The following is a 9,891-nucleotide window of genomic DNA, read 5'->3' as shown; positions in this document are numbered from 1 at the left end:
CCCCCCCGCTCCCACAGTTAAATGCGCAAGCTATGCACTACCCTGAACCGTTCAAGACCAGGCCCGCCATGAAACGCTACGAAAAATTCGCCGACGACATCGCAGAGCTGATCCGTTCCGGCATGCTGGGGCCGGGTCAGCGCGTGCCGTCGGTGCGTTACGCCAGCCAGACCTATGGCGTCAGCCCGTCCACCGTGTTCCAGGCTTATTACCTGCTGGAGCGCCGTGGCCTGATCCGCGCCCGGCCACGCTCGGGCTACTTCGTCAATGCCCACGCGCCGAGCCCGTTTTCCGAGCCGGCTATCAGCAGCCAGGTACAGGAATCCACCGAAGTCGACGTCAGCGAGCTGGTGTTCTCGGTACTGGAATCTATCAAGGACCCCACCACCGTGCCTTTCGGTTCGGCATTTCCCAGCCCGCTGCTGTTTCCGCTGCAACGGCTGTCCCGCTCGTTATCCAGCGCCACCCGCGACATGGACCCGCGCGTAGTGGTCACCGACATGTCGCCAGGCAATCCACACCTGCGCCGGCAAATCGCCCTGCGCTACATGGTCGGCGGGGTGATGCTGCCCATGGAGGAGTTGCTGGTGACCAACGGTGCCCTGGAGGCCCTGAACCTGTGCCTGCAAGCCGTGACCGAGCCCGGCGACCTGGTGGCAATCGAGGCGCCGGCGTTCTACGCCAGCCTGCAGGTGCTGGAACGGCTCAAGCTCAAGGCCGTGGAAATCCCCGTCCACCCACGCGACGGCATTGATCTGGAGGTGCTCGGGCAAACCCTGGAAAGGCACCCGATCAAGGCCTGCTGGTGCATGACCAGCTTCCAGAACCCCATGGGCGCGACCATGCCTGAGGAGCGCAAGCAGGCGCTAGTGCAATTGCTGCGTCGTCATCAGGTGCCGCTGATCGAAGACGACGTGTACGCCGAGTTGTACTACGGCCAGCAGGCGCCCAAGCCGGCCAAAGCTTTCGACACCGAAGGGCTGGTGATGCATTGCGGCTCGTTCGCCAAGAGCCTGGCGCCGGGCTATCGCATCGGCTGGGTTGCCGCCGGGCGCTACGCGCAGAAAATCGAACGGCTCAAGCTCATGACCTCGTTGTGCGCCTCGATGCCGGCCCAGGCCGCCATCGCCGACTACCTGCAACACGGCGGCTACGACCGCCACCTGCGCAAACTGCGCTACGCCCTGGAAGAACAGCAAAGCGCAATGCGCGCCGCCATCGCCCGCTATTTTCCATCCCAGACCCGAGTCAGCCAGCCGGCAGGCGGTTATTTCCTGTGGCTGGAACTGCCGGAGCAGATGGATTCGCTGAAACTGTTCCAGATGGCCCTGGCCCAGGGCATCAGCATCGCACCGGGACCGATCTTTTCACCGACCCGGCGTTTTCGAAACTGCATCCGCTTGAACTACGGCAGCCCGTGGACCGAGGTGTCGGAAAAGGCCATGGAAACGCTGGGGCGGATTATCCGGTCGTTCTGAATGCAGTGCCGATCTGACAACCGCTTTCGCGAGCAAGCCCGCTCCCACACAGGATGGGCTGCGTATCCGATATCCATGCCCTCCAGCGATCCCATGTGGGAGCGGGCTTGCTCGCGAAGAGGCCTGAACTGACGACGGAGCGCTAACGTCAGCGTCCGCCCCCCAGATCCACGAAAGTCCCGGTGGCATACGAAGCCTTGTCCGACAGCAACCAGATAATCGCTTCGGCCACTTCATCCGGACGGCCACCACGAGCCATGGGAATCGCCGATTCCAGCTTGCTGACGCGGTCCGGGTCGCCACTCAACGCATGGAAATCGGTGTAGATATAACCGGGGCGAACCGCATTGACGCGGATGCCCTCACCGGCCACTTCCTTGGACAGGCCTATGGTGAAGGTATCCAGGGCGCCCTTGGACGCGGCATAGTCGACGTATTCGTTCGGCGAGCCCAGGCGCGCGGCTACCGACGAGACATTGACGATACTGCCGCCCTGCCCGCCGTGCCTGGGCGACATGCGCAACACTGCGTGCTTGGCGCAGAGCATCGGCCCCAGTACGTTGGTCTTCATGATTTTGAGGATACGGAACTCGGACATTTCGTCGAGCCGGGACTTGTGCGCCACCGTGCCAGCATTGTTGACCAATGCCGTCACACGGCCCAATTCGGTGTCCACCCGGTCGAACAGATCGATGACTTCGTCCTCGATGCTCACGTCGGACCGCACGGCAATCGCCTGCGCCCCCTTGGCCCGCACCTGCTCCAACACCTGCTGGGCGGCACTTTCGTCGGACTGGTAGTTGATGCAGATCCGATAACCTTGCTCGGCAGCCAGCAGCGCCGTAGCCGCCCCGATTCCGCGACCGCCACCGGTGATGACGATGACTTTATCCACGCTCGTTCTCCCGTTCCACGGATAGAGGTCCGGCCCAAGAATAGCGTTCACCCGCCGCTTTGCACAAACCGTTGCGCTTAGCGGGTCAAGGCACGCAGGTCCAGGCGCCCGTCCTGCTGCGGCGGGCACCAGTAATAGCCGCCGGTGATCGGCCGGCTCATGCGATACAAGCCGTCGGTGATGCCATCCTCCAGGCCACTCATGCGCCGCAGTTGCGCTTCAAAGGCGTCGAGGGAGAAACCAAAGGCCAGGAACATCAAGCCTGCACGATCACCTTCGATCCAGGGCATGGAGCGGCGCACGACGAACGCCTGCGGCGCATAGCTTTCCTGGGCCGTTCGCTTGACATGGGCCGACTCCGGCGCATCGTCGATTTCCTCATTGTCACTCAGGCGCCGCCCCATGATGTTGTCGCGCTCATGGGGGGACATCGCGGCGAAACCGTCAAAGTCATGCTGCCACTGCTGAATCGCGGCAAAACTGCCACCGCGCAAACCGTCGGCGCCTTGGGCCAGGGCTGCGGCGATGGCAGCTTCGTCGTGGGGGTTTTCGGTGCCGTCCTCATAACCCGTCAGGTCATGGCCGGTCATGTGGCGAAAGGTCTCGTTCATCTGCACCAGGCGCAATGCCGGGGCCAGCGCCGCTTCGATGGCGCGGCTGCGGTGCAGCAGCTCGCCGCGGTCCTCGCCGTGCAACCAGCACCACAACGCATGCTGGGTCGAGGGGTTGTCCACGCCCACGCCGGTCAACGCCGGGAACGCCCGCAGCCCGTCGATCCTGGCGCCCAGGGCCTGGACCAGCGATTCGCCAAAGCCGACCACCGCTCGACCGTCCAGTTGGAGCAAGAGTCTGTCTATCGCAGCCGGCAGCGCCTCGACCGATTCCAGGGCGAAAAACATGTGACGGGCCTGAGGCGGAACAGGGGTGGCAAGAATGCCGGGCTGGTAGTAACTCATGTGAACTCCTTTAGAAAGAGCGCAAGTCTACCCGGCGGCCGGGGATTTGTGTGGGTTGCCAAGCCTGGAGGAGCGAGGATCTTTGCGTAGGATTTCTTCCGCGCTTGCGTCAGATGGCTCCGAACCTGATTTGGGCCGCCCGATGCGTTATTGCCGAGTGATCGAAAACCTCCTAGATTGACCGCCCCAAGGTGGATCCAGGCGACGGGAGCTGGATGCCAGACCACCAGAATTCCAGCGCTTCAAGGAGACGGCCCCGACATGCACCTCGCCAAATCGATACTCGCTGGCGCTTTTATCCTCGCCTGCGGGACGACGCCCGGCTTCGCCCAAGAGCCCATCGAAGACACGGTCAATGCCGTCATCCAACCGCTGATGAAGCAACAGGACATCGCCGGCATGGCCGTGGCGATCACCTACGACGGCCAACGCCATTATTTCAATTACGGGGTGGCCTCCAAGGATACGAAACAGCCGGTCACCGAGCAGACCCTCTTCGAAATTGGCTCGGTCAGCAAGACCTTCACTGCGACCCTCGGTGCCTATGCCCAGGCCTTGGGCAAACTGTCCCTGTCGGACCCGGCGAGTCGCTTCGCCCCAGAGCTGCGCGGCAGCGCCTTCGACGGTGTGGGCCTGCTCGACCTCGCCACCTACACCTCCGGTGGGTTACCGCTGCAGTTTCCCCAGGACGCCGACCATGCAGACCGGATGTTCGGTTATTACAAAAACTGGAAGCCGCTCTATCCGGCCGGCACCCAGCGATTGTATTCGAACCCGAGCATCGGCCTGTTCGGCTATCTGGCGGCCCGCAGCCTGGAGCGCCCCTTTGATGACGTGATGGAGCACATGCTGATGCCAGGGCTGGGCCTCGAGCACAGTTACGTGCAGGTGCCAAAGGCGCAGTGGGGCCGATATGCCCAGGGTTATGCGAAGGATGGAAAACCGGTCCGGGTCGGACCTGGCGCGCTGGATTCAGAGGCGTATGGGGTGAAGACCAGCTCGTCGGACCTGATTCGTTTCATCGAGGTCAACCTGCGACCGGAAAAACTGGATGCCGACTTGAGCAAAGCCATCGCCACGACCCATACCGGCTTCTACAAGGTTGAAGGGATGACTCAAGGATTGGGCTGGGAGATTTATCCGTACCCGGTCAGCCTGGATGAACTGCTGGTTGGCAACAGTTCAAAAATGGCCTTCGAGCCACACAAGGTACAGGCCATCGAGCCACCCCGCCCCGCCCCGGACAATGCCTGGATCAACAAGACCGGCTCGACTGGCGGCTTCGGGGCCTACGCCGCTTTCATACCCGGGAAAAACATGGGCATCGTGTTGCTGGCGAACAAGAATTATCCGAATGAAGAGCGGGTGAAGGCCGCGTACCGGATTCTCTCTGCGTTGGAAGAAAAATAGCGGCTGGGTGAGGTATCTGTGGCGAGGGAGCTTGCTCCCGCTGGGTCGCGAAGCGGCCCCAAAATGCATGCAGGAATAACACAGGGGGCTGCTACGCAGCCCAGCGGGAGCAAGCTCCCTCGCCACAAGAGCGCCCTCGTGAAGTCTCTCCATTGTCATGAACGGGATTCATCCGCACTTAAGGTCAATCATCCAACGGCTTCGGCGGCCCTGACGGCGCCTTGCCTGGCTTGCCTGGCTTGCCTGGCTTGCCTGGCTTGGCGCCCTTCGCTTCCTTCGCCGGCGCCGCTTCCGGTGCCGGAGGTGGGGTTGGGGCTGCGGCTTCCTTTTCCGCCGCGGGCAGTTTGTCGACGGCGTCGAACAGCTCTTTCAATTCAATCGCACCGGAATGCTCAAGCTTCTTTTCGCCGTCCTTGCCCACCAGGATGATCTTGGTCTGGGCACCAGCGCCCAGCTTGAGTGAACGGATCAACGCCATGGTGCTCTGCGGGTCGAGGTCTTTGCCGTCGCGCTGGCCGATGGTATTGAGTACGGTATAGAGCACCATGTTGCGCTCGGAAAAACCCTGCTTGCCGTTCGGTTCGTCCAGGGCTTTTTTCAGGCTGACCCAGGCGGGGTCGACCGTGCTGGGCGCGATGACGATCAAGGGACGGGCCTTGCCCATCTCCGCCACCAGCGGTGAGTCGCCATCGGCAGCGAACAGAGGGCCGGCGACGGCCAGCAAGGTAGCGAAGGTCAACGACCGAATGAGCATGCGCCTCTCCTTTTGATATTCACGCTGTACTGATTGCACATGGTGGCAATTGTTCCGCGAGAGTCGCCCGATACCGCACTTGCCTGCCTTGAAGCTTAGGTCAGTGGGTTCAATGCGCAACCGTAGGCGCACAGTACTGAAAGCGTTGCAAACTCAGGAATGCCATTCAACGCAGACCCCATGTGGGAGCGGGCTTGCTCGCGAAGACGGCCGTTCAGCTTGCATCAATGCTGAATGTGCCTAAGCCTTCGCGAGGAAGCCCGCTCCCACAGTGGGTCTATGGTGTTCTTGCAATTCGGGCATCGGCGCTAGAACGCCAACTTGAATCCGATCATCGCCAGCATCACCGCCAGGCAGGGACGCAGCAACTCGTCGGAGATCCGTCCAGACAGATGACTGCCCAGGTAAATGCCCGGCAACGAGCCGATCAGCAGAAAGCCAAGGATGTGCCAGTCCATGTTGCCCATGCTCGCGTGGCCGAGGCCGGCAACCAGGGTCAACGGCACGGCGTGGGCGATTTCGGTGCCCACCAGGCGCTTGGTGACGAGGAACGGATAGAGGATGAACAGCGCGACCGTGCCCAGTGCGCCAGCGCCGATGGAAGTCAACGCGACCATGGTACCGAGCACCAGGCCGGTAATCACCGTGAGCAGATTGAGACGTTTGCCGGTAGGGTTGTAATGACCGCCAGCGCGGTCGTGGGCGAATTGCAGCAAGCGCTTCTTGAACAGGATCGCCAGGGCGGTGGCGAACAGGACAAAGCCCAAGGCCTGCTTGATGACGGCGTTCATGGCCTCGGGCGAGCTGTGCAGGCTGCTGAGAAACCACAGTGTCAGCCCCACTGCCGGCACGCTGCCCAGGGTCAGCCAACCGGTGATGGCCCAGTCGATGTTCCGGTTCCTGGCGTGAACCAGGACCCCACCAGACTTGGTAATGGCCGCGTACAGCAGGTCGGTGCCCACCGCCGTCGCCGGGTTGATGCCGAACCACAACAGGATCGGGGTCATCAGTGAGCCACCACCGACGCCGGTCATCCCAACGATGAAGCCGACCACCAGGCCCGCCACGACTAAACCGACATTACCGAAATCCATCAAACCCGTCTCAGCATAACCGCGTGAAAAATCTGGCCGCGAGCATAGCGATTTTTCTTATAACCCCCTATATCGATATGATCTATCTTTATTCCTTTTTGCATCAATCACTGCACCGGCAGGAAATTCAGGAACAACAGGCTCTGGGCATAGTTCAGCCCGATCCGCCGATAGCGCTCGTCCAGCATCTGGGTCAACAGGTCCAATCGTGCAACGATCTTGCCGAACTCAACGGCGAAACTCAGGTTGCTACCCTCCTCCGAAATCTCATTGGAGAATAGCAGCGGGGTGCCGTCCTTGTTCTGGCGCTGGCTCAGCAACCAAGTGGCTTTCTCGATATTGCGCGCCGCGTTGCTGACGAAACGCGGGTCGATGGTGTCGGTCATGTAGAACTCCAGGCGATTGCCGTGAGCGGTGACCAGCATGCTGCCGATGGCGTAGATAAATGCGCCGACCCGATCGCCGAGAAATTCCGGGCTCATGGCATAGCTCAGCGCAGCCAGGTCCTTGCGACCACCGAGGGTCGGCAACGGTTGTTGCTGTTCAATGGCCAGGCGCACTTGCTGCTCGGCGATGCGAGCCTCGAGAAAACCGGACTTGCGCAACTCATCGGGGTTGCGCAGGTACAGCTTGCTCATCAACAGATAAAGGCTTTGCAGGTTGTCGTGCATCGACAACGTGGCCATACGGTCGACGCTGGTCTGCAAGAACTCCTGGGGCCGGGCACTGCTGAACTGGGTGACCATGTCCTGGCCCTGCTGATGGCTGCATCCGCCGCTGAGCACCATCAGTACACATGCCACCAGCGTCGAACATCGACGTCGCAGCATCATCAGGGGATAAAAAGCACCGGCCATCGAGTCTCGGTCTGGGCATGGGAAGCGATGGGGATCGTCGCTTGCAGGCCATGGATAGAGCGGCAGAAACCGCAAAAGTGCAGTGCCGGGAGAAAATCATCGACCCGAGCCGAGACGCGGCCCACTCAATTAGTCTTACTTTTTAATTGATAAATCTGCATTTATGGCTATAAATCCCTTCTCAGCCATTAAATAGAAAGACTACTGAACAGAAAAACCTTCACCGCTGTCCGACCAAGTAACGGACTCGACCCGCGTTCAAAACAACAACAAAACAACAGGAAGGTCACACCATGCTTGAATCCAGACATCTGCTCACGGCCCTCGGAGTGTCTCTGATGATTGCCACTTCTGCCTCCCAGGCCGCCGGCCTGACCAATCAACGCGCGGCGTTCGGCAAGACCGACGACGGCACGGCGGTGGAAAAATTCGTGCTGCGCAACAGCCACGGCATGGAGGCCACGGTTATCACCTACGGTGGCATCCTCCAGTCCCTGAGCGTGCCGGACAAACATGGCAAGGCCGCCGATGTCGTGCTCGGCTTCGATGATGTGCAGGGCTACCAGAAGAACGGCAACGTGTATTTCGGCGCAACCATCGGCCGCTTCGGCAATCGCCTGGCGGACGGGGCATTCGAGCTCGACGGCAAGCGCTATCAAGTGCCGCAGAACGATCACGGCAACTCCCTGCACGGCGGACCACTGGGGTTCGATAAACGCGTCTGGAAGGCCCAGCCCCATGACAGCAAGGACTCGGTGGGCGTGACCCTGACCTACCTCTCGGCGGATGGCGAAATGGGCTTTCCCGGAGCGCTGAAGACCGACGTCACCTACAGCCTCAACGAACAGAACGAGCTGCGCATCGAGTACAAGGCCAGCACCGACAAACCCACGGTGTTGAACCTGACCAACCACAGCTATTTCAACCTGGCCGGTGCAGGTAACGGCGATATTCTCAAGCAGGTGGCAACCCTGCATGCCGCCCACTACACGCCGGTCACCGGCAAGCTGATTCCCACCGGTGAGCTGGCGCCCGTGGCCGGCACGCCGATGGACTTCACCAAGCCCACCGCCATCGGCACCCATATCAAGGCCGATCACCCGCAACTCAAGTTTGCCGAACCGAAACAGGGCGGCTTCGATTTCAACTGGGTGCTCGACGCCAAGGGTGACGTGAGCAAAGTCGCCGCCGATGTCTACGACCCCCAATCGGGACGCCGTTTGCAACTGTTCACCACCGAGCCTGGCGTGCAGTTCTACACCAGCAACTTCCTCGACGGCACGGTCAAGGGCAAACAAGGCAAGGTCTATCCGCACTGGGGCGCGTTCACCCTGGAAACCCAGCACTTCCCGGACTCGCCCAACCAACCGAACTTCCCGTCCACACGCCTCGATCCCGGCCAGACCTACACCCAGACCATGGTTCTGAAGTTCTCCGCCAAGTAATCGTAGCCGCTTCACCGGTGATCGTTCCTGCGCCCCAGGAACGATCATCTTTGAACGGCTGGTCTATCCTGCTGCCACACCTCTGATGTTCAAACACACAGGAGACAGGCATGAGGACTCTGGAATTGGCCGGCGTGTCCGTGCCCGTGATCGGCCAGGGCACCTGGCGCATGGGTGAGGAACCGTCCCGGCATAAGCACGAAGTGGCGGCCCTGCGCCTGGGCATCGAATTGGGCATGACGCTGATCGACACCGCCGAGATGTACGCCGAAGGCGGCGCGGAGACCGTGGTGGGCGAAGCGATCACCGGCCTGCGGGACCAAGTGTTCCTGGTCAGCAAGGTCTACCCTCACAACGCCAGCCGCAAAGGCATTCCCCTGGCCTGCGAGCGCAGCCTGCGACGACTCGACACCGACTACATCGACCTTTATCTACTGCACTGGCGCGGCCAATACCCATTGGCAGAAACCGTCGAAGCCTTCGAGCGCCTGCGTGAGGAAGGCAAGATCGGCCGTTGGGGCGTGTCGAACTTCGACGTGGCCGACCTTGAAGAACTGGCCTCGCCCACCTGTGCCACCAACCAGGTGCTCTACAACCTGCAGGAACGCGGCATCGAATTCGACCTGCTGCCCTGGTGCCAGCAGCAGCGCATGCCGGTCATGGCCTATTGTCCGGTCGGCCAGGGCGGGCATCTGCTCAGGGACACCACCTTGAAGCAGATCGCCGAACGCCATGGCGCGACACCGGCGCAGGTCGCATTGGCGTGGTTGCTGCGCCAGGACAACGTCATCGCCATCCCCAAGGCCGTGCAGCCTGAGCACGTGCGTCTGAATGCCGAAGCGGCGAACCTGACGCTGGCCGCCCAGGACCTGGCGGCGCTGGACCTGACATTCGTGCAGCCCCGGGGCAAGCAGCGCTTGGCGATGGTCTAGTTTTGCGCGGTCACGCGCTTTTGTGGCGAGGGAGCTTGCTCCCGCTGGGACGCGCAGCGACCCTCTTTTA

At 61.4% G+C, this 9,891-nt stretch carries 9 protein-coding genes; 4 read left to right on the top strand and 5 right to left on the bottom strand.

Annotated features, from left to right (window positions below; genetic code table 11):
- The first annotated feature begins 68 nt into the window (after positions 1 to 68).
- Positions 69 to 1,478, top strand: a complete 1,410-nt coding sequence (mapR, locus tag RGM2987_RS01665; RefSeq protein WP_245138378.1) for a GntR family transcriptional regulator MpaR — start codon at positions 69 to 71, stop codon at positions 1,476 to 1,478.
- 148 nt (positions 1,479 to 1,626) lie between these two features.
- Here mapR and RGM2987_RS01660 read toward each other — a convergent pair whose 3' ends face one another.
- Both RGM2987_RS01660 and RGM2987_RS01655 read right to left on the bottom strand, forming a co-directional pair.
- A complete protein-coding gene (locus RGM2987_RS01660; RefSeq protein WP_245138377.1) occupies positions 1,627 to 2,373 on the bottom strand; it encodes an SDR family oxidoreductase in 747 nt (248 codons plus the stop codon).
- A 77-nt stretch (positions 2,374 to 2,450) separates the two neighbouring features.
- The gene (locus RGM2987_RS01655; RefSeq protein WP_245138376.1) at positions 2,451 to 3,329 is read right to left on the bottom strand and encodes a Dyp-type peroxidase; all 879 of its coding nucleotides are present in this window, start codon (positions 3,327 to 3,329) and stop codon (positions 2,451 to 2,453) included.
- Positions 3,330 to 3,590: 261 nt separating this feature from the next.
- Between RGM2987_RS01655 and ampC the strand changes: the two genes are divergently transcribed.
- Positions 3,591 to 4,739, top strand: coding sequence for a class C beta-lactamase (ampC, locus tag RGM2987_RS01650; protein ID WP_245138375.1), 1,149 nt, complete (start codon positions 3,591 to 3,593; stop codon positions 4,737 to 4,739).
- 184 nt (positions 4,740 to 4,923) lie between these two features.
- On the opposite strand, the gene RGM2987_RS01645 is transcribed toward ampC, so the two are convergent.
- The 3 genes from RGM2987_RS01645 to RGM2987_RS01635 form a co-directional block, all read right to left on the bottom strand.
- Positions 4,924 to 5,493, bottom strand: coding sequence for a DUF4174 domain-containing protein (locus RGM2987_RS01645; protein ID WP_245138374.1), 570 nt, complete (start codon positions 5,491 to 5,493; stop codon positions 4,924 to 4,926).
- 308 nt (positions 5,494 to 5,801) lie between these two features.
- Positions 5,802 to 6,587 (bottom strand): sulfite exporter TauE/SafE family protein, encoded by a 786-nt coding sequence (locus RGM2987_RS01640; protein WP_245138373.1) that lies wholly within the window; start codon positions 6,585 to 6,587, stop codon positions 5,802 to 5,804.
- A gap of 107 nt (positions 6,588 to 6,694) precedes the next feature.
- Positions 6,695 to 7,444 (bottom strand): hypothetical protein, encoded by a 750-nt coding sequence (locus tag RGM2987_RS01635; RefSeq protein ID WP_245138372.1) that lies wholly within the window; start codon positions 7,442 to 7,444, stop codon positions 6,695 to 6,697.
- A gap of 293 nt (positions 7,445 to 7,737) precedes the next feature.
- On the opposite strand from RGM2987_RS01635, the gene RGM2987_RS01630 reads away from it, so the two are divergent.
- Together RGM2987_RS01630 and RGM2987_RS01625 are read left to right on the top strand one after the other, a co-directional pair.
- Positions 7,738 to 8,889, top strand: a complete 1,152-nt coding sequence (locus RGM2987_RS01630; RefSeq protein ID WP_245138371.1) for an aldose epimerase family protein — start codon at positions 7,738 to 7,740, stop codon at positions 8,887 to 8,889.
- A gap of 110 nt (positions 8,890 to 8,999) precedes the next feature.
- The gene (locus RGM2987_RS01625) at positions 9,000 to 9,821 is read left to right on the top strand and encodes an aldo/keto reductase (protein WP_245138370.1); all 822 of its coding nucleotides are present in this window, start codon (positions 9,000 to 9,002) and stop codon (positions 9,819 to 9,821) included.
- Positions 9,822 to 9,891: the final 70 nt, after the last annotated feature.

Source organism: Pseudomonas sp. RGM2987 (assembly GCF_022952855.1).
Classification (GTDB): Bacteria; Pseudomonadota; Gammaproteobacteria; order Pseudomonadales; family Pseudomonadaceae; genus Aquipseudomonas.
This window is presented reverse-complemented; position numbering and strand designations above follow the sequence as displayed.